Below are 25,107 nucleotides of genomic sequence, written 5' to 3' on the forward strand. Positions count from 1 at the left end.
GAGGTGATGCCGACACAGCCTTTGGCTAGACACGGTGCCCTTTCCCCGGAATCAAGGTGCCGAGATAGTAGTGCTGAGCTAGTGGCACTGATGGAGATGGCCTGGACATCGATTTGTCACGGCGCTCTGTCAGGGTCGAAGAAGCCTTGAACTCACAGGAGTGCTTTTGCCGATGGTGCGAATCGACAAGAAAGCGAACAGGCTCTACGTACTGGACACCAACGTCCTGATCCACGACCCCGCAGCCCTCTACCAATTCGAAGAGCATGATGTCGTCATCCCCATGACGGTGCTCGAGGAGCTCGACAAACACAAAAACGGCATGCGCGAGATCGCGCGAACCGCGCGGCAGATCAGCCGCACGCTCTCCGACCTTACCGCCAACGTCACCCCCGAACAGATTCAGCAAGGCATTCCCATTCCCCGCGTTACCGGTGGACCTTCCGGCCGGCTGCGCTTTCTCTGCTACCGCGACCTGACACCGTCCGAAGGACTGGAGAACTCGCCGGACAATCGCATCCTCGCCGAAACCTGCCGACTCAAGCACGACCGCCCAGATGCCTCGGTCATTCTGGTGACCAAGGACATCAATCTACGCGTCAAGGCCGCGGCGCTCGAAGTGCCCGTGGAGGACTACCTCAACGACCGCGCTTTCGACGATCTCGATGCCATGATCGAAGGGGCCAAGATCTACGCCGATGCCGGTCGAGACGGCCGAAGTCTGTGGGGATCGCTCGACGTCGAGGTCATGGTCGAGCGCTGCGAGGGCAGCACCTTCTACCATCTCGAGGGAAGAATTCCGAAAGACTGGCACGTCGGTATGCTGGTCTCGGACAGCGACAATGGCGCAGAATTCGAGGCGATCGTGCGCAGCCACGGGCCCTCGAAGGCGACGCTTCAGCTACTCACCAACTACCGACACCACGACGGCGTGTGGGGGGTTCACGCTCACGACAGTCGTCAGAACTTCGCGCTGAACCTGCTGATGGACCCATCCATCGATTTCCTCACCCTCGCCGGCAGCGCGGGCACCGGCAAGACCTTCATGACGCTGGCCGCCGCCCTGCAACAGACGCTCGATACCAAGCAGTTCGAACGGATCGTCTTCACGCGGGCACCGATACCGATGGGCGAGGACATCGGCTTTCTGCCCGGCACCGAAGAGGAGAAGATGTCACCCTGGATGGGGGCCTTTCATGACAACATGGACAACCTGCTGCGCGACGAACGAGAAGGATCCTCGAGCTGGAGCGACGGAGCCACACGCCAGCTGATCGGCTCGCGGGTGCAGATTCGCTCCCCGACCTTCATGCGTGGCAGAACGCTCAACGATACCTTCCTGATCATCGACGAGGCGCAGAACTTCACACCCAAGCAGTTGAAGTCACTGGTCACTCGGGCCGGCCGTAACACCAAGATCGTCTGTCTCGGCAACGTCGGTCAGATCGACACACCGTACCTGACGGCCAACACCTGTGGCATGGCGGCCGTGGTCGAGCGTTTTCGCGACTGGCCTCACGCCGGGCACATCACGCTGAAAAGCGTCGAGCGTTCTCGCCTGGCACTGGCAGCGGAGGAGCTGCTGTAACAATATCGATAACCCCTCACCGCAAAGCCCCGGCCATCGAGCCGGGGCTTTACGTTTGAGCTGGACGCGCCGCCCAGCGAACGCAGCGGACGACTCGACCTCGCTCAATCAGTGATTGTCATCCGTCGAGGGCTTCTTGTTGTTCATCACATCCTCGATCAACTGCTCGGCTTCGCTGCGCGGGGTCTCGGCGAGAATCTGCTCGGCATCGGCCCAGGCACAGACGTCCGTGTTGCAGGACGTGCAGAAGACCCGGTCATCGGGGTTTTTCTCCTGCGATACCTTCATCATGTGGTTGCCGCAATTGGGGCAGCCTTTCGGCATACGAAATTCCACGGAAAAATCCGACACGACTCGACTCCTTTCATGGGTCATCTTTCATGGACCATTGCGGTTGCGACCCGCTTTCCATGTCGATTCAGTTCACGATCCCTACAGTGTAGATGCCACGACGTCATCGCGCGTTCCTGCTCCGCGAAACGCCAACGCGCCACGAAGCGTCAGCCATCGCGCCGCCACACCACGCCGAGATTGTTGGCGGGCATGTCGTGAACCGATTGCCTGACGAGACCGTGCCTCGCCGCCAGCGCTTCGACGGCTTCAAGATCACGCACGCCCCACCGGGAATCGCGCGTGCGCAGGTCTCGGTCGAAGCGCTCATTACTCGGCGCGGTGTGCTGCCCATCGCGTTTGAAGGGTCCATAGATCACCAGGACACCGTCAGGCGGCAGTGCTCGCCCCGCAGCGGCAAACAGTGCCTCGGCCGCCGCCCAGGGCGAGATGTGAATCATGTTGATACAGACCACGGCCGCGAGCGCGGGAATCTGCGGCCAGTTACCCGAGACATCGAGGCGTAACGGGGTCAGCAGATTCTCGAGACCGGCTTGCTGGCGCCACGCTTCGATGGATGCCAGCGCTGACTCGCTGATATCGGAAGGCTGCCAGCGCAGTGGCGCCAGAGCCTCGGCGAAAGCGATCGCATGTTCACCGCTGCCACTGGCGATCTCGAGCACCGTCCCCCGGTTGGGCAGGGTCCCGCGCAGCACGTCGAGAATCGGCTGACGATTGCGCAGGGCCGCCGGACTGGACAGTCGTCGGTCGGCGCCATCTTCGAGCACGTCCATGCTGTTCATGACGCCGTCGGCACCGACAGTACGCCAGCGAGCCAGGAGGCGATATCCACCGCCTGCTCCGGGCAGAGACTGTGGCCCATCGCGTAGGTGCGGTAGTGCACCGGATAACCCAGCGCCTCTGCCCTTTCGGCGCCCTCCCGCCCCAGCGATTCGGGAACGACGGGATCCTGGGTGCCGTGATGAACTTCGACGGGGAGCTGGCGATTGGCCGGTGCCAGGGCGATCGTGTCGGCGGTCGCGAAGTAGGTCGACAGCGCCAGCAGCCCGGCCAGCGGTTTATCGCAGGCAAGCGCTGCCTCATAGGCCACGGCACCGCCCTGCGAAAAGCCCGCCACCACGATGCGCCGGCTGTCGATGCCAGCGGCGATCTGATCATCGATCAGGCCCTGGACCCGGTGCGCGGAGGCACGCAGCTGATCGACATCGACCCGACGCCCGAGATTCATCTCGAGAATGTCGTACCAGGCCGGCATGCTCATGCCGCCATTCACCGTGACCGACAGTGTCGGTGCATGGGGCAGCACGAATCGCACGGCGAGTTCGTCCGGCAGCCCCAGTGCAGGTACCAGCGGTTCGAAATCGTGGCCGTCGGCACCCAGGCCGTGGAGCAGGATGACGCAGGCATCGGCCTGCCGACCGCCCGCCGGTTCGATGATCAGTTCTTGCGCTTGAGCCATGCGACGCTTCCTCGAAAAAATGGAGTCGATACCGAAATGACAAGTCTAACGCGCCATCCAAACGCTTGCCCGCTGCGTAAGGACTCGATGCCATCGCGCCCGACCCGGCTCGGGCGCCTCGTGCTGCTATGCTCAATTCGTCATGCCGACTCAAGGATGAGAGATGCCGCTTTCCCTGTCCCGTGCGCCCCGCTGGTGCCTGCTGCTTGCTCTGATACTGCTCGATATCCTTTTTTTAAGCCCCGAGTTTCCCTGGGCCGGATTCCCCCCTATGCACTGGATCGCCCTGGAGGCGCTTCTGGTCGTCGGGCTGATGGCGTTGATGCCTGCCTGCCGCTTACGGCGCTGGCTTTGCGGCCTGGTCGCGCTGTTCGCCGTGACCATTGCTCTCTGCGCGCTCGGCGACGGCCTGACGCAGTCGATGCAGGGGCGTTCGCTGAATCTCTACACCGACATCAAGCTGATTCCGATTCTGATCGAACTGGTCGTTGCCAATCTCGGTCTGCCGCTGGCGCTGGTCGGATTCATCGCGCTCGGGCTCGTTCTCTTTCTGGTCGCGTCACTTCTCGCGGCGCTGCTCAAAGGATTCCACGCCGGTAACGTCTCTCGACGCTGGGCGCTACTGCTGATCATTCTGGGGGGCGCGGGCATTGCCAGAATCGATGCCATGCGCCAGACCGACGCAAGCCCATGGGTGGCCAAGCTAGGCCATCCGGTGGTCAACTTCATCGACTTCGAGTGGTCGCGAGTGCAGGACACGCGTCGGGCCATGGCGGACTTCGGTAACCAGCTCTATCACGACGACCACCCGTGGGCCGGCCCCGGCGGCGCGCCGCTTCCGGGTCTCGCCAATGTCGACGTGATTCTCGGCTTCATCGAGTCCTACGGCGTGGCTGCCATCGAGCGGGAGCCGTTCGCCGACGAGATACGTCCGCGCCTGTATCAGGTTCAGCAACAGCTCTCCTCGGCCGGGCTCTCGGTCGTTACCGGCCGGGTCACCGCCGCAACGCTCGGTGGCCAGTCCTGGCTCAATCACGCCACCTTCTCGAGTGGGCTACCGGTCACGTCGCAGCTGCGCTTCGAGCTGATGATCAACAGCCAGCACTCGACGTTGATCGATGATTTCAAGGCGACCAATCATGTCACTTCGGCGATCATGCCAGGCGTCGTGCGTGATTGGCCCGAAGGCGATCTCTATGGCTACGACGAGATTCACACGTCTGACAGCATGGGCTATCAGGGGCCGTCGATGGGCTGGGCCAGCATGCCCGACCAGTTCACCTGGCAGCGCGTCGAGGATTACGTGCTCGCAGCCCATGAGAAGTCGACCTTCACCGAGCTTGCGACGCTATCGAGTCACGCGCCGTGGTCGCCGGTGATCGACATGATCGACGACTGGTCGACGCTGGGCGACGGCCAGGTTTTCGATCGCTGGCAAGGGGCGGGTGATGACTACGCTTCGCTATGGCACGACACGCAAGCGATGCGTCAGAACTACGGGCCGGCCATCGACTATGCACTGCAGGCTGCCAGCGGGTTCGCCACCCACTACCTGGTCGAGGGCCAGTCAACGGCCGGAACTCGCGATACAGCGCCGCAGAACCATCACACCCTGATGATGATTCTGGGTGATCATCAGGCAGCGCCCGCCGTGATCGGCGACAACCCGGGCAAGGACGTGCCGTTGCACATCATCAGTGACGATCCTGCACTGCTTCAGGGCTTCATCGACCACGGCTTCCGACGCGGCATGGTCCCGCCGGGGCCGGATAGCGCCATTCCGATGGAGAACATGCGTGCCCTGCTACATGAGCTCTACGGCGGCGATGCCGCCGTCGATCGGCTGGGCGCTAACGGCGAGCGGATCAGTGCTGGCGCGACGGTTCCCGAGACAGATTCCGGCTCTTGATCAAGCTGGCCACGGTCGTGATAACCAGGGTGCCGAGAATGATCGTCATCGACAGCCAGATCGGGATTTCCGGCACCAGGTGAAGTGGCTCGCCACCGTTGATGAATGGCAGGTTGTTCGTATGCATCGCCTCGACGATCAGCTTCACCCCGATAAAGGCGAGGATGAACGAAAGCCCCAGGCTCAAGTAGACCAGGCGCGCGAGCAGCCCGCCGAGCAGGAAGTAGAGCTGCAGCAGCCCGAGCAGCGCGAAAGCGTTGGTGGTGAAGACGATATAGGGCTCTTTAGTCAGCCCGTAGATGGCCGGAATCGAGTCCAGTGCGAACAGGACATCGGTCATGCCGAGCGCAACGACGACCATCATCAGCGGCGTCGCCAGACGCTTGCCGTTTTTCACGGTGAATAGCCGGTCTTGGTCGAACTCGTCAGTGGCCGGTAACCGTTTCTGGATCCAACGCACCATGGCGTTGGGTTCGTACTCCTCGTTCTCGTCGTGTCCGCCGGTGCCCTCTCGCACCAGTTGAATCGCGGTGTAGAGCAGGAACAGACCGAAGAGATAGAAGATCCAGCTGAACTGCGCGATCGCCGCCGCGCCAACGGCAATGAAGATGCCGCGCAGGATCAGGGCGATCACGATACCGATCAGCAGCGCCTTCTGCTGATAGGCGCGCGGCACCGCGAACTTGGTCATGATGATCAAAAAGACGAAGAGATTATCGACCGACAGGCTCTTCTCGGTGATGAAGCCAGCGAAGTATTCGGCACCATGCTGCGCGCCCCAGACCCACCAGAGGCCGCCGCCGAAAACGGCCGCCAGCGCGACGAAGAACACCGACCACCAGGCCGCTTCGCGGAAGGTCGGGTCGTGGGGTTTACGCACGTGGGCGTAGAAATCGAAGACGAACAGTGCGGCGATGCCGGCAACAGTAGCCAGCCAGACCCAGACGGGTACGTGCATACAGAGACCTCCGGTAGACGGTGAGCGTCACCGAAAGTCTCTCCCATCGCTCCGCTGACGAAGCGACCCGTAACGCCGGGGCATGTGGCCCGTGCTGACGACGTCACGGTCGAGGCGGGTCGGGCGACCCGGCTCGCGGGATACTCCCCTTCCGTGCTGAGCGCATTGTGGCCGCAAGCGCTGCCCGGCGCAACTGTCGTTCCAGCGTTAACGACCGCCGTCAGCCAGCCAGCACGACAGTCCGGCCGGCGTGCAGAAACACGCGTTTTTCCTGGTGGTAGCGCACGGCTCGCGCCAGCGTCAGGCATTCGATATCGCGCCCCTTGGCTACCAGATCCTCGGGATAATGAGCGTGATCCACGGCCTCGACGCCCTGAGCGATGATCGGCCCCTCATCGAGATCATCGTTGATGTAATGGGCAGTCGCACCGACCAGCTTGACGCCCTTCTCGTAGGCCTGATGATACGGTCGGGCGCCCTTGAAACCCGGCAGCAGCGAATGGTGAATATTGATCGCCCGCCCGGCAAACTCGTGACACAGCGCGGCCGACAGCACCTGCATGTAGCGCGCCAGAATCACCAGCTCAGCTCCGCTCTCGTCCACCACCCGCTTGACGGCCGCTTCCTGCTGCGGCTTGGTCTCCGAGGTGATCGGCAAATGGTGATAGGGCAAGCCGTGCCAGCTTGCCAGCGGCTCCAGATCCGGATGGTTGGAGATGATGGCGCGCACGTCGATCGCCAGCTGTCCGGTGCGGTAGCGATAGAGCAGATCGTTCAGGCAGTGATCGGCCTTGGAGACCATGATGACCACCGGCAGTCGCGTCTCCGGCGCCATCAGTTCGAACGTCATGCCGAACTCTACCGCACGGGCTGCCAACTGCTCGCGGAACGTCGATTCTTCAAAGTCCGCCACCTCCGGTCGAAACGCCGCGCGAATGAAGAACTGCCCCCCACGATAGTCATCGAACGAGTGCAGCTCGGTGATGTAGCAACTCTGCTCCTTGAGAAACCGGGTGACCACATCGACGGTGCCGAGACGGCTCGGACATTGGGCCGCCAGTACCCAGGCCCCGCGCAAGGCACTCATGTGGTCATCTCCGCCTCGCCGGCAGGCGCCGCCTCTCGCGCATCGACCTCGTGCTCGGCCCGCTGAAACGCGATGCCGAACTCCTCGCCGGCGTCCAGCAGCCAGCGCAGACAGTAATCGGCGAAGCTGCGCCGCACCACCAGCTCCCAGCGCGTGTCGTCGACACGGCGAATGATCGCGTTCGCCTTGGCGAAGACGCTGGTGACCCCCTTGCCGACGGGAAAATGACGCGGGTCGACGTCGTAGACCGTCGATTTCATCAGCACCGAGATTGCCTCTTCGCCCTCGAGCGAGAGCAATGTCTGTCCGCCGCTGACGTCGACGATGCTGAAATGGGCATCACCCAGCGCCTTGCGCAGCTCGCGCTGAAGACGAAACCCTTCCCCGCCGGGCACGATCAATAGCCACTCATCCGGCGACAGCCACTGCAGCGACGTGCCATCGCCGAACACCACCTGCTGCGGCTCGAGCGGCAGTGCAAGCCCCGTCACGGACTCCACCGCGGATGCCAGCACCCCCGGCTCACCGCGCAGGTTCAGATGATCGCGAAAGGCGTGTTCGCGCAGCGTCACGGCAACATCGCCAGTCGGCGCTATTTCTGCCATGTGATGCAGCGGCGACTGACGCGGCACCGTCGGCGCCGGGTGCGGATCGAAATAGGCAACTCTGGTCATCCAGACGCTCCTTTCAAAAAATCGGCCGATGGCTTTCAAACAATGAGCCAACGGCCAGGATTCAGGCCAATGGCGCTTGTATTAGAGGTTCTGACGCTGCCCTTTCGGGTCAAAGAAGATCGAGCTGACCACTTCGGCTACGTGCGTGACGCCATCGGCCATCGGCAAATAGACGCGCTCTCCGAGACGCTTGTGGCCGCCCTTGACCACGGCGAGGGCAAAGCCATGATCCAGTGTCGGGCTGTAATAGCTCGACGTGACATGGCCGACCATTCGCATCGGGATTGCCTGCTTCGGATCGAGCACGATCTGTGCCCCCTCTTCCAGCACGACCTCGGCGTCGAGCGGTTTGAGCCCGACCAGCTGCTTGCGGTCCTCGCGGCGAGTGTCCGAGCGCGTCAGGGCGCGCTTGCCGATCCACGGATAGGGCTTGTTGTAGCCCACGCACCACTGCATGCCGAGGTCCTCCGGCGTCATCGAGCCGTCGGTGTCCTGACCGACGATGATGAAGCCCTTCTCTGCGCGCAGCACGTGCATGGTCTCGGTGCCGTAGGGCGTCAATCCGTACTGGTCGCCATGCGCGAAGAGCGCCTCCCAGACGGGCATGGCGTAATTGGCCTGGACGTTGATCTCGAACGAGAGCTCCCCGGTGAACGATATTCGGTAGATCCTGGCCGGTACCCCGGCTACCGTGCCCTCGCGCCACTCCATGAACTTGAACGCCTCACGATCGAGATCGATATCGGTCAATTCACTCAGCAGATTGCGCGCCTCGGGGCCGGTCAACGTCATCGTCGCCCAGTGATCGGTCACCGAGGTGAAGTAGACCTCGAGTTCCGGCCACTCCGTCTGGTGCCAGATCTCGAGCCACTCCAGAATCGCCGCCGCACCGCCGGTCGTGGTGGTCATCAGGAAGTGGTTGTCCGCCAGGCAGGTGGTAACGCCGTCATCCATCACCATGCCATCGTCCTTGCACATCAGGCCGTAGCGCGCCTTGCCGACCGCCAGCTTTTCCCAGCCATTGGTGTAGATGCGCCCGAGGAACTCCCGCGCGTCCGGTCCCTGGATATCGATCTTGCCCAGCGTCGAGGCATCCAGCACACCCACCTGCTCGCGCACGGCGCGACACTCGCGGGCAACGGCTTCGTGCATCGTCTCGCGCTCGCCCGAAGCCTTCTGACGTGGATAGTACCAAGGGCGCTTCCACTGCCCGACATCCTCGAACGCCGCGCCCTGCTCGACGTGCCATTGATGCATGGCGGTGTAGCGCTCGGGGTCGAAAAGCTCGCCGCAGTGGCGCCCGACGATCGCGCCGAAGTTGACCGGCGTGTAATTGGGGCGGAACACCGTCGTGCCGGTCTCGGGAATCGTCTGACCGAGGCAGCGTGCGGCGATGGCCATGCCGTTGATATTGCCGAGCTTGCCCTGATCGGTACCGAAGCCCATGGCCGTGTAGCGTTTGACGTGCTCGATCGACTCGAAACCCTCGATCGTCGCCAGTTCGATAGCCGCGGCCGTCACGTCGTTCTGCAGATCGACGAACTGCTTCGGCGCGCGCATGGTCGGCTTGTCGTGCGGCACGTGATAGAGCCCGACCGCCTCGCCTTGCGCCAGCGTCTCGAGCTGCGGTGGCGCGCTCGGCGCGAGAGCAATGCCGTCGGCCGCCAGCGCGGCCGGCAGATGCTCGGCGATCGCGTCGAAGGCCATCCCTAGTGAATAAACGCCAGCGGCGGCGCCGACCGGGTGGAATCCCTTAACCGGGGCGACGGTCTGCCCGGGGACGAAGCCCAGAATGTCGTCTCGCCACACCGGGCGCACGCCGGTGTGCGCCGCCAGATGAACCACCGGGCTGTAGCCGCCGGAACTCGCCACCGTATCGCAAACCAGAGTCTCGATGCTGCCATCGATCCGATGACCGGCAATGTCGACCGCCGCGACGCGCGCGCCATTGACGCGGTGCCCCTTGCGGTCGGTCGTCGCCTCGATTACCGCGCTGCCGGCGATGATCCGCATGCCGGCCGCCCTGGCCCGTTCGACCATTGCGCCTTCCGGATTCGCGCGAGCGTCGGCGATCGCCACGACCTCCCCACCCGCGGCCTGCCAGTCGAGCGCCGCGCGATAGGCAGTGTCATTGGTCGTCGACAGCACCAGCCGCTCCCCGGGGCGAACCGCCTGACGCCGAATCCAGCTCGACACCGCGCCTGCCAGCAGGTTGCCCGGCACGTCGTTGCCGGCGTAGACCAGCGGCCGCTCATGAGCGCCTGTCGCCAGCACGACGTGGCGCGCACGGACCCGGTGCAGACGTGACCGCGCCTGACGCCGACCGCCGGTCATCGCCGCGCTGTCGCCAAGATGTTCGGTGCGCCGCTCGTGAAGCGTGACGAAGTTGTGATCGAAATAGCCGTTGGCGGTCGTTCGCACCAGCAGCGTGACGTTGTCCATCGCTGCCAGCCGCTCGACGATCTGCGCCACCCAATGCGGCGCCGGCACGCCATCGAGCGTCTCGTCGCTGTCGCGCGCCGAGCCACCGAAGCGCTCCTGCTCGTCGCAGAGAATGACGCGGGCACCACTCTTCGCCGCCGTCAACGCCGCGAACAGTCCTGTCGGGCCCGAGCCGATGACCAGCACGTCGCAGTGGCGATGCACATGATCGTAGATATCCGGGTCGCCTTCGCTCGGCGCTCGCCCCAGCCCGGCCGCCTTGCGGATCATCTTTTCATAGGTCAGCCACATCGACGCCGGTGCCTTGAACGTCTTGTAGTAAAATCCGACTGGCATGAACGGCCCGCCGACCTTACCGATCAGGCTCATCATGTCGCGCTGGGCATCGGGCCAGCCGTTGGTGCTGCGCGCCGTCAGCCCCTCGTAGAGCGCCTGTTGCGTCGCTCTCACGTTAGGCGTCTGCGTCGCCTCGCTGGCACCCAGCTGGACGATGGCGTTGGGTTCTTCCGCCCCGGCAGCCACGACGCCGCGCGGACGCGAATACTTGAAGCTGCGGTTGACCACGTCGACCCCGTTGGCCAGCAGCGCCGAGGCCAGCGTATCGCCGGCGTAGCCCTGGTAGGCCTTGCCGTTGAACGTGAACGCCAGCGGCCGATCCCGATCGATCTCCAATCCCAAACCCGCGCCTGCCGCCACGCGACGTTGCTGTAGTTCGCTCATGCCTGGACTCCCGTCAGGGTGGCGGTCGATGCTGCCGAACCCGTCGATACCGAATCGGCCGTCACGCTCGGCTGCTCGCCAATCCGATAGGTCTCGAGAATCGCGTAGGTTCGGGTATCTCGTGTGACGTTGAAGAATTTGCGACAGCCCACCGCGTGTACCCACAGTTCGTGATGCACGCCTCGCGGATTGTCACGGAAGAAGAGATAGTCGCCCCAGGCGTCATCGGAAGTTGCCATCGGATCCAGCGGACGCGCGATGTGCGCCTGCCCTTTCGGGTGGAACTCCTCCTCCTCGCGATACTCGGCGCAGTAAGGGCAGTAGATATAAAACATCGCCAATTTCCTCTTTCCAGCCGCGATGACTAGCGTCGGCAAATCTCTCTAAGGTTGTTCTGGTCAGCGAGCCGCGTGAGGGCAAGGCGTCCGACGATCGAGGAGCCGGAATGTACGTGGTTGTACATGAGGACTCCGAAGAGGCGGACAACGCTGCCATCGTGTGGCGCAGCTCGCAGAACTCAGTGCGCGACGCCGGCAGCGCCGTGTTCATCAATCAAGGCCCCGGTCCTGAATCGATCGATCGAGAACGGCGCCGCGATCGGGTGCATCTGGCCGTGGGCCAGGGACCAGGCGAAGACGTTGCCGGAGCCCGGGGTTGCCTTGAACCCACCGGTGCCCCAGCCACAGTTGAAGTAGAGACCGCGCACCGGCGTTCTGGAGATGATCGGGCAGGCATCCGGCGTGGTGTCGACGATGCCGCCCCACTGGCGGTTCATGCGCACGCGCGAAAAGACCGGGAACATCTCGACGATGGCCTGCAGCGTGTGCTCGACGATGGAGAAACTGCCGCGCTGTCCGTAGCCCAGGTAGCCGTCTATCCCGGCTCCGATCACCAGGTCGCCCTTGTCGGACTGACTGATATAACCGTGAACGTGGTTGGACATCGTCACGGTATTGAGAATCGGCTTGAGTGGCTCGGAGACCAGCGCCTGCAGCGGGTGCGACTCCAGCGGAAGCTGGAAGCCAGCCATCTTAGCCAACGTCCCCGAGTTGCCTGCCGTGACACAGCCGACCGTTTTCGCCCCGATATCGCCACGATTGGTGTGAACGCCGACGACCTTGCCGTCGAGCATCTTGAAGCCGGTCACCTCGGTCTGCTGCAGCAGATCGACACCCAGCGCATCGGCGCCGCGTGCGAAGCCCCAGGCCACCGCGTCATGGCGGGCGACGCCACCGCGCGGCTGCCACGAAGCCCCCAGAATCGGATAGCGCGCCCGGGCCGAGACATCCAGCGCCGGCTCGATCTCCTTGATTCTCTCCGGCGTCACGACTTCACCGTCGATACCGTTGAGCCGATTGGCGTTCACGCGGCGCTGGATATCACGCATGTCCTGCAACGTATGCCCCAGATTGAGGACACCGCGCTGGGAGAACATGACGTTGTAGTTGAGGTCCTGCGATAACCCCTCCCACAGCTTCATCGCGTGCTCGTAGAGCGCAGCGGCTTCGTCCCACAGATAGTTGGAGCGCACGATGGTCGTGTTGCGGGCCGTGTTACCGCCGCCCAGCCAACCCTTCTCGATCACCGCCACATTGGTGATGCCGTGCTCCTTGGCCAGATAGTACGCGGTCGCCAGCCCGTGACCGCCGCCGCCGACGATCACGACGTCATACTCTTTCTTCGGCGCGGGATTACGCCAGTGACGCTGCCAGTTCTCGTGATGACTCAGCGCGTGCTTGACCAGACTGAAACCGGAATAACGTTGCATGTGCCCCTCTCTGCGCCAGGCCCGACGCCGACGCCCGGCGACGAAAACGGTGATTTCCGGCGATGGTATCGCCGGGCCAAGAGGGCATGATGTTCGGCCACGTCACACGCTGGCGCGTTTGCGACAAGACCATAGAATTTGCGACAGAGAGGGATTCGCGACAGAGAGGGATTGGCTACTCCAGCTCCCAATGCCAGTGTCTCGTAGCTCGTAGCTCGTAGCTCGTAGCTCCAGTCTGCCTCACCCCATCGTTTCGACAGGCCCACGACGATGACACGCCTCGTCATGGTCGTTGACCATACCCACCGCTTCCATCCAGGCGTAGACGATCACGGGGCCGACGAACTTGAAGCCGCGCTGCTTGAGCGCCTTCGAGATCTGCAGCGAGAGCGGCGTCTGGGTTGGGGCATGAGTGCCGGCGGGAATGACGTTCTGGATCGGGCGGCCGCCGACCATGCCCCACAGAAATTCGGAGAAGTCTTCGCCGCTATCGCGCATGGCGAGGTAGGCGCGGGCATTGCCGATCGTCGCCTCGATCTTGGATCGGGAGCGGATGATCCCGGCATTGCTCAGCAGACGCTCGACATCATGCTCGTCGTACCTGGCGATGATGTCGGGATCGAAGCCGTCGAACGCCACTCGAAAAGCGTCGCGCTTTTTGAGGATGGTCAGCCACGAGAGGCCCGCCTGAAAGCCATCGAGGATCAACTTCTCCCATAGCGCTCGGCTGTCGTACTCCGGCACGCCCCACTCTTCATCGTGATAGGAAGCATTCAGCGGATGGGATTGCGCCCAGGCACAGCGCGGCAGATCGGCATTCGGTTCGGTCATCGTTGGCTCTTGTCGGCATGAGGCAGTGCCCTCGATTGTGCCGTGCGCGAACCGACTCGCCAAACGCAACCGCTCATCGACGCCTGTGGCGTCAACGCAGGCACTTCAACTTACTGCAAGTACTCCAACTTACTGAAAGTCGCTTCGCCGCTGTCGCGGGCTGACGCCATGCCATCGCCGGAACGCTCGCGAGAAGGCGCTGGCCTCGGAAAAACCCAGCAGCAGCGCCACCTCCGAAATCGAGAGATGCGGCTGACGAAGATAGTGATCGGCCATTTCACGACGCACACCGTCGAGAAGTGTGCTGAAGCTCACCCCCTCGCGGTTGAGTCGCCGCTGCAGCGACCAGCTCGAGAGATCGAGGCGGTGAGCGGCGCGCTCGAGCGTCGGCTCTCCCTGAGAGAGGGTCTGACGCACCTGATCCCGCACTCGGTCGACGAGCCCCTGCGGCGTGCGCTGCCCGTCGAGCCGGCGGATAGCGTCGACGATCACGCCGAGCAGGAGAGGATCGCTCTCGGGCATCGGTCGGCTCAGGTCGCGCTTGGGAATCAGCATCGAATTCCACGGCTGGTCGAAGTAGATCGGCGCATCGAAAGACTTGCCGTGATCGTGCCACTGCTCGGGCCGTGGATGCTCGAACATCACCGCGCGCGGCGCCCAGGTCGGCCCGGCCGCGTGACGAATCAGGTTGAGCGCCATGCCCATGGTCAGCTCCGCATCCTGGCGCCGGCAGAGAATACGCCCGTGCTGCACCTGATAATCGAGCCGCCAGCAGTCGTCGGAGTCCACCAGGCGGATCAGGGTTTCGTGCTGGTGATACGGAAAGGCGGCAACCCAGTTGGAGAGCGCCGTCTCGAGCGTCGACGAACACAGACCGATATAGCCGATCAAACCCAGTGCCTGAGGTTTGAACTGCTGGCCGTAATAGAGGCCGAAATTGCCGCACTGAGAGTCGCGGGCGGCGTTTTCCATGACCCGGCAGTATTCGTCGAGGCCAAGGCTCAGCGTCGGCTGCGCCAGCAACTCCGGGTCGACGCCGCTGGCACCCAGAATACGGTCGGCATCGCCACCGTGGCGACCGATAAAATCGTACAGACCGCTAGCCGCGGCAGAGAGCACACCTCGGTTGCCGACACCGCTGATGCCGCTGTCGGCCCCGAGGCCGCCCGAAAGAAGCGATAGGTCCATGATGGTTTTACCAGCTGATGCGACGTTGCTATTAGCCAGCAAGTTTCGTACCAGTCGTGACGGCGAATCCTCCGCCGCCGGTAACGCCGGGCTCGCGGAGGCAGCAACTCACCGGCAGGCACGATTTTCGAGTGCCCGACTGGCGCGCCCATGTCCTTCGGCGCACCATTTTAGAGCACAGATTCAGTCCGCACCGACTGGCAGTTTGCCATCGAGATAGCGTTGTACCAGCCGCACGGAGTGGTCCGCCCAGTCAGGCCCGAGATCCACCGCCTGCTGCGTCTGCGCGTGCGACCCGGCCCAGGCGAGCAGTTGGATGCGCCGCTGCGCGATCATCGCCGGAATGATATCCAGATCCGCCTGTTCGAGCGTCGTCACCTGGCGATAACCGGCGAGCCACTGATCCACCCACTCGGCGGCGCGCGGGTGGTGCTCCTCGAAGCTCAGTGCCGCGGCAAGATCGTGCAGATACCAGCCGAAGCCGCAGTCGTCGAAGTCGATCACGCGCGTCTCGTGGCCCTCCAGCAGCAGGTTGGTCAGGCGCAGGTCGGCATGAATCAGGCCGTAGCGTTGCGGAGACTGACCGTAGGCAGCCAACTCGGCGCCGATTTTCGCCAATGCCCTTTCGATCACCGGCCAATCGCTTGTCTTCAGGTTGGGCGCATCGCGCCAGTTTCCCCAGTGGCCGCCGTCACCGACCATGGTCTCGTGATTCCAGACGATGCGCTGAAAACCCGCGGGCCGCTGCCAACCACGGCTATGACGATGCAGGTGCGCGGTGATCTCGCCCAGGCGCCGGAACGCCCGGGGATGAACGGCGTTGGTCGGCATGTCGCCCGAGATCCAGCCGAACAGCACCGCGTGGCGCTCGCCATCGGGATCGCGGTTTGCGTCCTCGAGCGGCAGCGTCAGCACCGTTTCACCGTCGCGATCGGCAATCGGCTCGGGGACCTGGTGCCCGGCGTCACGCAGTGCTGCCAGCCACGCCAGCTCGCTGGCGATGTCCTCCCGTCGATGATAGCCGCCGCGATGCAGTCGCAGCGCGTAGCGCTCGCCTCGGTTTCCCTCGACCACGAAGGTGGCGTTCTCGGAGCGGCAGAGCAGGCGAACTTCACCGCGAAACGGTTCGGAATAGCGCGCGACCGCCGCCTCGGCAAGGCGCGTGACCGCCGCGTCGTCAAGCGCATCTGCCTGAGGTGTGTCGAGCGCTGGATCGGTTTTCAGCTTGGAGGCGTGGACCATGAGAATCTCCCTGGAGCAGTGAACGATCGATCGGACGATCATCGATGTCCACAGCATGAGACTCCTGCCCGCCACTCGGCTTGACTCTGCATCGCGCTGCCTTGACCGGGGAAGACAGATTCGCGCTACCGACGCGCTTACTTGACCCCAAGACACAGGCACCGCCGGTGTGCGGTCAAGTCTTCGCCCCACCGCCCGGGGCATGATCGACACCATCGAGTCGCTACCGGGCTCATGTTGTCATTCGACGGAAGCCGTTCGTCTCCGTCACCGGTTCGATGACAGCCGGTCCGATATCAGAACCTGCCCGATACCAGAACCTGTTCAGGGGGAAATCATGCTCAAGACCAACGCCTTCGACGCCAGCGCCGGCGACACGGTCTCGGAAGAGAAGCTCGAGATGATCGAGCGCCGCCGGCGCCTGCTCGGCCCGGCCTATCAACTTTTTTACAAGGATCCGCTCCATCTGGTTCGCGGCGAGGGTGTTTGGGTCTTCGACGCGGATGGCAACCGCTATCTCGATGTCTACAACAACGTGCCATCGGTGGGCCACTGCCATCCGCATGTGCTGCAAGCGCTGACAAAGCAGGCCAGCGAGCTGAACACCCACACTCGCTACCTGCACGATAATGTGCTCGATTTTGCCGAGAAACTGATCGGCACCATGCCGGATGCACTGAGCCAGGTCATGTTCACCTGCACCGGCAGTGAAGCCAACGACCTGGCGTTGCGCATCGCCGAGGACTACACCGGTGGTACCGGCGTGATCGTCACCGACTACAGCTACCACGGCATGACCAAATCGATCGCCGCGCTGTCGGCGTCGATGGGGCCCTACGTCAAGCTCGACAAGGACGCCCGTGCCATCCCGGCGCCAATCCACGACCCGGCCCATCCAGAAGCGGTCGGCAAGCGCTTCGCCGCCGACGTGCGCGCGGCAATTGCCGACATGCAGCGCCACGGCATCAAGCCGGCGGCGCTGCTGATCGACACCTTCTTCACCAGCGATGGCGGCTTCTTCGATCCCCCCGGCTTCCTGCAGGAAGCGGTCGAGGCGATCCGCGAGGCCGGCGGCCTCTACATCGCCGACGAGGTGCAACCCGGCTACGGCCGCAGCGGCGAGCACATGTGGGGCTTTCAGCGCCACGGCCTCGTGCCCGATCTCGTCACCCTCGGCAAGCCGATGGGAAATGGCCACCCGATGGCGGCGACCGTGGTCAAACCGCACATTCTCGAGCGCTTCGGCAGTGAATCCAGCTACTTCAACACCTTCGGCGGCAATACCGTCTCTGCTGCCGTGGGCCTGGCCGTCCTCGAAGTGATCGAGCAGGAGAATCTGCTGCCATCGATTCATCAGGCCGGCAAGGCGATCGTCGATGGCATCGGGGCACTGGCGACGCAATATCCCGTGCTGGCCAATGTCCGCGGCGTGGGCCTCTACGCCAGCGCCGAGATCGTCGATGCCGAAGGCAAACCCGACGCCGCGATGGCGCTGGCGATCGTCAATGCCCTGCGGGACGAAGGCATCCTGATCGGCGCCATCGGTCCTCACGCCAATATTCTCAAGATCCGCCCGCCGCTGGTCTTCAAGGAAGAGCACAGTCGCCTGCTGGTCGAGGGCCTGGAAAAGGTGCTATCGCGGCTCTGAGCACCGCAGTCGTGAGAGGCAATTGTCGTCAGACATGCGAACAACAACAGGGAGAAAACGATGAGCGCATCGACAACCACAAACGCGCTGAAGCCGACGCTAGGTCCCATTCAGCTCTGGGGCATCGCCGTTGGGCTGGTCATCTCGGGTGAATATTTCGGCTGGAGCTACGGCTGGGGCGTCGCCGGTACGCTGGGTTTTCTGGTGACCACGGTGATGATCGCAACAATGTATAGCTGCTTCATCTTCAGCTACACCGAGCTGACCACCGCGATCCCCCACGCCGGCGGCCCCTTCGCCTTCAGTCGCCGCGCCTTCGGCGAATTCGGCGGCATGATCGCCGGCATGGCGACGCTGATCGAGTTCGTTTTCGCACCACCCGCCATTGCGCTGGCAATCGGTGCCTATCTCAACGTCCAGTATCCTGGCCTCGATCCCAAGCTCGCGGCGATCGGCGCCTACGTCGTGTTCATGTCGCTCAATATCATCGGCGTCAAGCTGGCTGCGATGTTCGAACTGCTGGTCACCTCGCTCGCGGTGATCGAACTGCTCGTCTTCATGGGCGTGGTCGCCCCCGGCTTCAGCATGGCCAACTTCGTCGCCAACGGCTGGGCCGGTGAAGACGGTTTCAACGGTCAGGCCGTCGCCGGCATCTTCGCCGCGATTCCGTTCGCGATCTGGTTCTTCCTTGCCATCGAGGGCGCCGCGATGGCCGCCGAGGAGACTCGCGATCCGCGCCGGACCATTCCCAAGGCTTACGTCAGCGGCATCATCACGCTGGTCATCCTCGCCTTCGGCGTGATGCTGATGGCCGGCGGTGTCGGCGACTGGCGCACGCTCTCCGACATCAACGACCCGCTTCCGCAGGCAATGAAGATGGTGGTCGGCGAGAACTCACGCTGGATGCACATGCTGGTCTGGATCGGCCTATTCGGACTCATCGCCAGCTTCCACGGCATCATCCTCGGCTACTCTCGCCAGTTCTTCGCCCTGGCGCGAGCCGGCTATCTACCCCGCGGGCTGGCCAAGCTGTCGCGCTTTAGAACCCCGCACCGGGCGATTCTGGCCGGCGGCGCGATCGGCATCGCCGCCATCCTCAGCGACGGTCACATCGACCTGCAGGGCATGAGCTTGACCGCAGCGATGATCACCATGGCCGTGTTCGGCGCCATCGTCATGTACCTGATGAGCCTTCTGAGCCTGTTCAGACTTCGCCGCACCGAGCCGGAGCTGGAGCGCTGGTACCGCGCCCCAGGCTACCCGGTCGTGCCGATGATCGCCCTGATTCTGGCGCTGGTCTGTCTCGTCGCCATGCTCTGGTTCAACCCGATGATCGCCATTCTCTTCGTCGGCCTGATGATCCTCGGCGGCATCTACTTCTCGCTGACCAAGGCACAGCGTCAAGAAGCCGAAGACTCGCTGGCCGTGACTTCCTGAAGGACGCCAGCTCCAGCATGACGGACGAAGCGCTTATACAGTGCCTCGTTCGTCAACGTCTTTTCACAGGAAGGCGCGCTTGCCAAGCGCCGAGCCCGCTCAGGCATCGAAAAACACTCTCAGCACGTGATCCATATGCGCCTCCATGGCGTGCCGCGCGGCATCCGGGTCGCGGCGCTCGATCGCGGCGAGAATGCGTTCGTGATCATCCTGGGACTGCTTCGGCATGTCCGTTTCCATGAACAGCTCCTGAAGCCGACGAAACATCATGCCGTACTGATGCCCAAGCAGGTGTTTGATGGTCATCGCGTAGGCCGCATTGCCGGAAGCCTCCGCAATGCGGATGTGCAGCAGTCGATCACCCGCCTGATTGCGTCCCCCATGAACGTTGTCCTCGACGTTGCGCGCATAGGCCTCGCGTATGGCGGCCAGATCCTCATCGCTGGCATTGATTGCCGCCAGTGCCGCCGTCTCCGGCTCGAGGTAGCGGCGCGCCTGAAGCAGTGAAAACGGCGGAATTTCCTGATCCAGATCGAGCTCGATCTCGCTATCGAACTCCGGGTCCAGCGACCATGGCGCCTTGCGTCGGGCTTCGCTCATCACCGATCTGCCTCCGGCGCTCTCGCGCTCCAGCACCAGCACGCCGTGCCCCACTCGCACCTCGACCTGTCCGACGACTTCCAGTGCGATCAGCGCCTCGCGCACCGAAGCGCGACTGACGCCCAGCTGCTGCGCCAGGTCCCGTTCTGCCGGCAATAGCGTTCCTGGCGGGAACTCTCCCTCGCGAATCAGCGCCAGCAGTTGATCGGCGATCTGGCGATAGAGACGCTGGGCGCGAATGGTCTGAATCGGCATCGACCGCCCTCCCGAGACGCGTTGATGGTTAGACATAAGTCGCAAAAAGCGACGAAATTGCGGCCTTCTGTCGCGATATTAGACGTTTGGCGATTTGCACCTTGTGAGACCGGAGGATAATACTCGGCCCAAAGGTCAGGCCTTTAGACATTAGCACCAAGCGAACGCACGGCCTACCGATTCCACCGCCTACGCTTTTTGCCGGAGCCCGATGACCATGCGACTCACCGACAAGACAGCCTTGATCACCGCCGCAGGCCAAGGAATCGGGCGCGCAACCGTGCGCCGGTTTCTCGATGAAGGCGCGCGCGTTATTGCGACGGATATCGATCCCGGCAAGCTGGAGGACCTGGAAGGCGCTGAATGTCATGGGCTGGATGTCACCGATGCCAATGCGGTGCTGGCGCTGATCGACTCGCTGCCGCCGCTGGACATACTGTTCAACTGCGCTGGCACCGTACCGCCGGGCTCGATTCTCGAGTGCGACGACGGCCAATGGTCGTTCGCGCAGCGTCTCAACGTCGACTCGATGTTCTACACCATTCGCGCGGCCTTGCCCGCGATGCTCGACAACGGCGGCGGCAGCATCATCAACATGGCCTCTCTGGCCTCGAGCGTAAAAGGCATTGTCAACCGGTGCGCCTACGGCACGACCAAAGCGGCCGTGGTCGGCCTGACGAAGTCCGTCGCCGCCGATTTCATGACACGCGGCATTCGCTGCAACGCCATCTGCCCCGGTACGGTGGACTCGCCCTCGCTACGCGAGCGTGTCGCCGAACAGGCCCGCCGACAAGGGCGTAGCGCCGATGAAGTCTTCGCAGAGTTCGTCGCCCGCCAGCCCATGGGCAGGCTAGGCAAGGTGGAAGAGGTCGCGGCACTAGCGGCCTGGCTGGCCTGTGACGAGTCCAGCTTCATCACGGGAACGACGCAGATGATCGATGGGGGCTGGTCCAATTGATCTCTTGAGTTCTCGTAGCTGCGGTCCAGCGCCCCGAAACCGGCGCTGTCGTAGCTCGTAGCCAGACTTAAGTCATTAACGCTTACAGAAAAGGAGACCGCATGAAACTGCTACGCCACGGCCCCAAGGGTCAGGAAAAGCCGGGACTGGTCGACGCCAACGGGATCGTTCGCGATCTCTCCGGCAAGATCGATGACATCGCCGGCGACGTGCTCTCCGATGCCGGCTTGAAAACGCTGGCCGAGATCGATACCGCCGGCCTGCCCGAAGTCTCCGCCGACACCCGGCTCGGCCCCTGCGTCGCTCGCGTCGGCAAGTTCATCTGCATCGGCCTCAACTACTCGGATCACGCTGCCGAGACCGGCGCCGAAGTGCCAGCGGAGCCGGTCATCTTCAACAAGTGGACCAGCGCGATCTGTGGTCCCAACGACGATGTCGAGATCCCGCGCGGCTCCAGGAAGACCGACTGGGAAGTCGAGCTCGGTGTGATCATCGGCAAGGGCGGACGCTACATCGACGAAGCCGATGCCATGAGCCATGTGGCCGGCTTCTGCGTGGTCAACGATGTCTCCGAGCGCGAATATCAGCTCGAGCGCAGTGGCACCTGGGACAAGGGCAAGGGCTGCGACACCTTCGGCCCGCTCGGCCCCTGGCTGGTCACCCGAGATGAAGTCGCCGACCCGCAGAATCTATCGATGTGGCTCGAGGTCGACGGCAAGCGCTACCAGGACGGCTCGACCCAGACCATGGTGTTCCAGGTTCCGCACCTGGTGGCTTATCTCAGTCGATTCATGAGCCTGCAGCCGGGCGATGTCATCTCCACCGGTACGCCCCCCGGTGTCGGCATGGGCCAGAATCCCAAGGTCTTCCTCAAGCCGGGACAGGTCATGCGCCTGGGTATCGAGGGGCTCGGCGAACAACACCAGCGCTGCGTCGAGAGCTGATACCGGCTCGTCGTCCACGGAGGTCACCGTCATGCGTATCGATGCCCATCAGCATTTCTGGCGCTACCGGGCGAGCGACTTTCCGTGGATCGACAATGCCATGGGCGAGCTCAAGAGGGATTTCCTACCGCCGGATCTGACCGCTGAGCGAGAGGCTTGCGGAATCGAGGCGACGATCGCGGTGCAGGCGCGGCCACTGTATCAGGAGACCGACTTCCTGCTGGATCTCGCCGAGCGTGACCCTTCGATCGTCGGCGTGGTCGGTTGGGTCGATCTGCTAACGGACGATCTGGACACTACGCTCGAGCACTGGCACGGGTCCCCGCTCTGTGGTTTTCGCCATCTGATCCAGGACGAGGCCGCCCCCGGTGACTATCTGCGCCGGCAGAGCGTGCAGCGCGGTGTCCAGCAGCTCCAGCGGGCCGGCTGGTGCTACGACGTGCTGATCACTGCCGACCATCTCCCGGCGACGCTCGATTTCTGCCGCGCCTGCGACGGACACTCGCTGATCCTCGATCACTTGGGCAAGCCCGACATACGCAACCATCTAACCCCCGCGAGTCGAGCCGAATTCGATGACTGGCGGCGCGAGTTCGCCCGTCTGGGAGAGCTACCCCATCTCGCGTGCAAACTCTCGGGGCTGATTACCGAAGCCGACTGGCAGCGCTGGCAGCCGGAGCAGATTCACCCTTACCTGGACGTGGCGCTGGAGACCTTCGGCGACGATCGCCTGCTTTTCGGCTCCGACTGGCCCGTGTGCCGAGTGGCCGGCGACTACCACAACGTCTTCTCGCTGATCGATGACTGGGCCACCGCACGCGGCCTCGACCGGGAAGCGCTGTTCGGCGGCAACGCTCAGCGCTGGTACGGGCTGACACCGACAGCTTCGCCTCCCGACATCCACGCCCACTCTTCCCTCCAGGAGCGCCATTCATGAATCTCGAGCTAGCTGGCAAGGTCATGATTGTCACCGGCGGCGCCTCGGGTATCGGCGCGGCGATCACCGAGGGGCTAGTCGCTGAGGCGGCCATCGTCGTGATCGTCGCCCGCGACGCCCCGCCAGCGAGGTGGCTCGGCGGGCTGCGTGAATCCGCCACGGTGGACTTCGTCGCCACGGAGCTGACCGACGACCGCGCCTGCCGAGCAGCGGTCACTCATGCCGTCCAACGTCACGGCCGCCTCGACGGGCTGGTCAACAACGCCGGCGTCAACGACCGGGTCGGGCTCGACGCTGGCGCCGAGGCGTTCCAGGGCTCGCTGGATCGCAACCTCCTCCACTACTACGCCATGGCACATCACAGCCTGCCGCATCTGCGCGAGAGCCGTGGAGTGATCGTCAATGTCGCCTCCAAGACCGCGCTCACCGGCCAGGGCGGCACGAGCGGCTACAGCGCCGCCAAGGGCGCGCAACTGGCGTTGACCCGAGAGTGGGCGGTGAGCCTCGCCGGCGACGGTATCAGAGTCAACGCCGTTGTGCCGGCAGAGGTGATGACGCCCCTCTATCGCCGCTGGATCGACAGTTTCGACGATAGCCGCGCACGACTAGCATCGATCGAGGCCGCCATCCCCTTCGGCCAGCGCATGACCGAGCCACGGGAGATCGCCGACAGCGTGCTCTTCCTTCTGTCGACGCGGGCATCGCACACAACCGGTCAGTGGCTTCACGTCGATGGCGGCTACGTCCATCTCGATCGCGCCATGACGGCGCCCTGATCGCGGAGACCGACGACATGCGCTACTGCCTCGCGTTGGATCTGGTCGACGACGACGCGTTGATCGCCGAGTACGAGCGACATCACCGCGAGGTCTGGCCGGAAGTCGAATCACACCTCAAGGCTTGCGGCGTCACACGACTCGAAATCTTTCGATTGGGCACGCGGCTGACGATGGTCATGGAGACCGACGATGACCAGTTCAGCTTCGACGCCATGGCCGCCGCCGAGCGTGAAAATCCGGCGGTACAACGGTGGGAAACGGCAATGTGGCGATTCCAGCGCCCCACGCCTTGGACGGAGGAGAACCACAAATGGCAGCGCATGACGCCAATCTATCGCTTGGGCGACGCATGAAAGCGCCGGCCGCCACGCGGACACGACACCTGCGCAAGTGGGGGCTGCCGGTGGAGACCCTGGTTCTCGGTCTCACCCTGGCGCTATGGATCGTCATGGCTCTGACGACCTCGACCTTCCTCACCGCCAACAACCTGGTCAACATTCTGCGTCAGGTGTCGATCGACAGCATCATCGCCTTCGGCGTCCTGTTCCCGATCCTGATTCGCGGCATCGACCTGTCAGTGGGCTCGGTGGTGGCGCTATCCGGCGTCGTCTGCGCGACCCTGCTGACCGCGGGCTTACCGATCCCGCTGGCGATCGGAGTGACGCTGTTGCTTGGCGTGGCGATCGGCTCTCTCAATGCCTTCGCCGTCTACCGCCTCGGCATTCCCGCTTTCATCATCACCCTGGCGGGTCTGCAGGCGTTTCGCGGCGGCGCCTTTCTGGTCAGCGACGGCACCAGCGTCTTCGGCCTGCCCAAGGCGCTCTCCACCTTCGCCCGCGCCGAGTGGCTCGGCATCCCGTCGCTATTCTGGAGCATGCTGGTCATCGGCCTGGTGCTGCATTTCATTCTCAGCCGCACCCGCACAGGCCGCTACATGGTAGCGATGGGCAGCAACCACGAGTCCGCCCGGCGCGCTGGCATCAACATCAAGCGCATCGTCTTCTTCGCCTACATCATCAGCTCCGTCACTGCCTGCATCGCCGGCATGCTGCTGATGGCACGGATGAGTATCGGTTCGCCCACCGCCGGGGTCGCCTATGAACTCAATGCCATCGCCGCCGCCGTCGTGGGTGGCGCCAGCCTTTTTGGCGGTCGCGGCAGCGTGCTCGGTACCTTCATCGGCGCCCTGCTGTTCGCCACGATCGCCAACGCCGCCAACCTGCTCGGCATCGACTCGTTCTGGCAGATGGTCGCCACCGGCGTGCTCATCGCCGCAGTCGTCTACGTCGACAACCTGCATAAACGCCGCCAGAGCGGCGTCAAATAGGAGCC

23 protein-coding genes are annotated in these 25,107 nt (G+C 63.5%); 10 read left to right on the plus strand and 13 right to left on the minus strand.

Annotated features, from left to right (window positions below; translation table 11 throughout):
* Window positions 1–172: 172 nt before the first annotated feature.
* Window positions 173–1,588, plus strand: coding sequence for a PhoH family protein (locus IE125_RS14785; protein ID WP_189445433.1), 1,416 nt, complete (start codon window positions 173–175; stop codon window positions 1,586–1,588).
* A 108-nt stretch (window positions 1,589–1,696) separates the two neighbouring features.
* On the opposite strand, the gene IE125_RS14790 is transcribed toward IE125_RS14785, so the two are convergent.
* From IE125_RS14790 to IE125_RS14800, 3 genes are all read right to left on the minus strand, one after another.
* Complete coding sequence (locus IE125_RS14790) at window positions 1,697–1,939, minus strand: hypothetical protein (protein WP_189445434.1); 243 nt, start codon at window positions 1,937–1,939, stop codon at window positions 1,697–1,699.
* Window positions 1,940–2,088: 149 nt separating this feature from the next.
* Window positions 2,089–2,721, minus strand: a complete 633-nt coding sequence (locus IE125_RS14795; RefSeq protein ID WP_189445435.1) for a DUF938 domain-containing protein — start codon at window positions 2,719–2,721, stop codon at window positions 2,089–2,091.
* Entirely contained in the window at window positions 2,718–3,398 is a 681-nt protein-coding gene (locus IE125_RS14800; protein ID WP_189445436.1) for an alpha/beta hydrolase, read from the minus strand. The genes IE125_RS14795 and IE125_RS14800 overlap by 4 nt, the downstream gene beginning before the upstream one ends.
* 163 nt (window positions 3,399–3,561) lie before the next feature.
* On the opposite strand from IE125_RS14800, the gene IE125_RS14805 reads away from it, so the two are divergent.
* Complete coding sequence (locus tag IE125_RS14805; protein ID WP_189445437.1) at window positions 3,562–5,307, plus strand: alkaline phosphatase family protein; 1,746 nt, start codon at window positions 3,562–3,564, stop codon at window positions 5,305–5,307.
* Here the strand turns inward: IE125_RS14805 and IE125_RS14810 are convergent.
* The 9 genes from IE125_RS14810 to IE125_RS14850 all read right to left on the minus strand — a co-directional run bounded on the left by IE125_RS14810 (window position 5,264) and on the right by IE125_RS14850 (window position 16,274).
* Window positions 5,264–6,265 carry a TerC family protein gene (locus IE125_RS14810; protein ID WP_189445438.1) on the minus strand — a complete coding sequence of 334 codons (1,002 nt, stop codon included), beginning with the start codon at window positions 6,263–6,265 and terminating at the stop codon, window positions 5,264–5,266. The genes IE125_RS14805 and IE125_RS14810 overlap by 44 nt on opposite strands.
* Window positions 6,266–6,485: 220 nt before the next feature.
* Entirely contained in the window at window positions 6,486–7,352 is an 867-nt protein-coding gene (gene purU / locus IE125_RS14815) for a formyltetrahydrofolate deformylase (RefSeq protein ID WP_189445439.1), read from the minus strand.
* Entirely contained in the window at window positions 7,349–8,026 is a 678-nt protein-coding gene (locus IE125_RS14820; protein ID WP_189445440.1) for a sarcosine oxidase subunit gamma, read from the minus strand. The genes purU and IE125_RS14820 overlap by 4 nt, the downstream gene beginning before the upstream one ends.
* Window positions 8,027–8,107: 81 nt before the next feature.
* Window positions 8,108–11,188 carry a sarcosine oxidase subunit alpha family protein gene (locus IE125_RS14825; protein ID WP_189445441.1) on the minus strand — a complete coding sequence of 1,027 codons (3,081 nt, stop codon included), beginning with the start codon at window positions 11,186–11,188 and terminating at the stop codon, window positions 8,108–8,110.
* Window positions 11,185–11,523, minus strand: coding sequence for a sarcosine oxidase subunit delta (locus tag IE125_RS14830; protein ID WP_189445442.1), 339 nt, complete (start codon window positions 11,521–11,523; stop codon window positions 11,185–11,187). Before IE125_RS14830 ends, IE125_RS14825 begins: the two co-directional genes overlap by 4 nt.
* Before the next feature lie 182 nt (window positions 11,524–11,705).
* On the minus strand, window positions 11,706–12,956 hold the full coding sequence (locus IE125_RS14835; protein ID WP_189445443.1) for a sarcosine oxidase subunit beta family protein: 1,251 nt from the start codon (window positions 12,954–12,956) through the stop codon (window positions 11,706–11,708).
* A gap of 240 nt (window positions 12,957–13,196) precedes the next feature.
* A complete protein-coding gene (locus tag IE125_RS14840; RefSeq protein WP_189445444.1) occupies window positions 13,197–13,787 on the minus strand; it encodes a DNA-3-methyladenine glycosylase I in 591 nt (196 codons plus the stop codon).
* Between the two features lie 129 nt (window positions 13,788–13,916).
* Window positions 13,917–14,975, minus strand: coding sequence for an AraC-like transcriptional regulator QhpR (qhpR, locus tag IE125_RS14845; RefSeq protein WP_189445445.1), 1,059 nt, complete (start codon window positions 14,973–14,975; stop codon window positions 13,917–13,919).
* A 183-nt stretch (window positions 14,976–15,158) separates the two neighbouring features.
* Window positions 15,159–16,274 (minus strand): phosphotransferase enzyme family protein, encoded by a 1,116-nt coding sequence (locus tag IE125_RS14850; RefSeq protein ID WP_229809133.1) that lies wholly within the window; start codon window positions 16,272–16,274, stop codon window positions 15,159–15,161.
* Window positions 16,275–16,554: 280 nt separating this feature from the next.
* On the opposite strand from IE125_RS14850, the gene IE125_RS14855 reads away from it, so the two are divergent.
* A complete protein-coding gene (locus tag IE125_RS14855) occupies window positions 16,555–17,865 on the plus strand; it encodes an aspartate aminotransferase family protein (RefSeq protein WP_189445446.1) in 1,311 nt (436 codons plus the stop codon).
* Window positions 17,866–17,925: 60 nt separating this feature from the next.
* Entirely contained in the window at window positions 17,926–19,302 is a 1,377-nt protein-coding gene (gene eat, locus IE125_RS14860; RefSeq protein WP_189445447.1) for an ethanolamine permease, read from the plus strand.
* A gap of 99 nt (window positions 19,303–19,401) precedes the next feature.
* Here the strand turns inward: eat and IE125_RS14865 are convergent, their stop codons facing one another.
* Entirely contained in the window at window positions 19,402–20,157 is a 756-nt protein-coding gene (locus IE125_RS14865; RefSeq protein WP_189445448.1) for a FadR/GntR family transcriptional regulator, read from the minus strand.
* A 217-nt stretch (window positions 20,158–20,374) separates the two neighbouring features.
* Between IE125_RS14865 and IE125_RS14870 the strand changes: the two genes are divergently transcribed.
* The 6 genes from IE125_RS14870 (at window position 20,375) to IE125_RS14895 (ending at window position 25,102) form a co-directional block, all read left to right on the plus strand.
* The gene (locus tag IE125_RS14870) at window positions 20,375–21,115 is read left to right on the plus strand and encodes an SDR family oxidoreductase (RefSeq protein ID WP_189445522.1); all 741 of its coding nucleotides are present in this window, start codon (window positions 20,375–20,377) and stop codon (window positions 21,113–21,115) included.
* Between the two features lie 101 nt (window positions 21,116–21,216).
* Entirely contained in the window at window positions 21,217–22,059 is an 843-nt protein-coding gene (locus IE125_RS14875) for a fumarylacetoacetate hydrolase family protein (protein WP_189445449.1), read from the plus strand.
* A gap of 31 nt (window positions 22,060–22,090) precedes the next feature.
* Entirely contained in the window at window positions 22,091–22,996 is a 906-nt protein-coding gene (locus IE125_RS14880) for an amidohydrolase family protein (protein WP_189445450.1), read from the plus strand.
* Entirely contained in the window at window positions 22,993–23,772 is a 780-nt protein-coding gene (locus tag IE125_RS14885; protein WP_189445451.1) for an SDR family oxidoreductase, read from the plus strand. The genes IE125_RS14880 and IE125_RS14885 overlap by 4 nt, the downstream gene beginning before the upstream one ends.
* Window positions 23,773–23,789: 17 nt before the next feature.
* Window positions 23,790–24,128: an L-rhamnose mutarotase gene (locus IE125_RS14890; protein ID WP_189445452.1), complete on the plus strand. Its 339-nt coding sequence runs from the start codon at window positions 23,790–23,792 to the stop codon at window positions 24,126–24,128.
* Complete coding sequence (locus IE125_RS14895; RefSeq protein ID WP_189445453.1) at window positions 24,086–25,102, plus strand: ABC transporter permease; 1,017 nt, start codon at window positions 24,086–24,088, stop codon at window positions 25,100–25,102. The genes IE125_RS14890 and IE125_RS14895 overlap by 43 nt, the downstream gene beginning before the upstream one ends.
* Window positions 25,103–25,107: the final 5 nt, after the last annotated feature.

The organism is Salinicola rhizosphaerae (assembly GCF_014652715.1).
Taxonomy (GTDB): Bacteria; Pseudomonadota; Gammaproteobacteria; order Pseudomonadales; family Halomonadaceae; genus Salinicola; species Salinicola rhizosphaerae.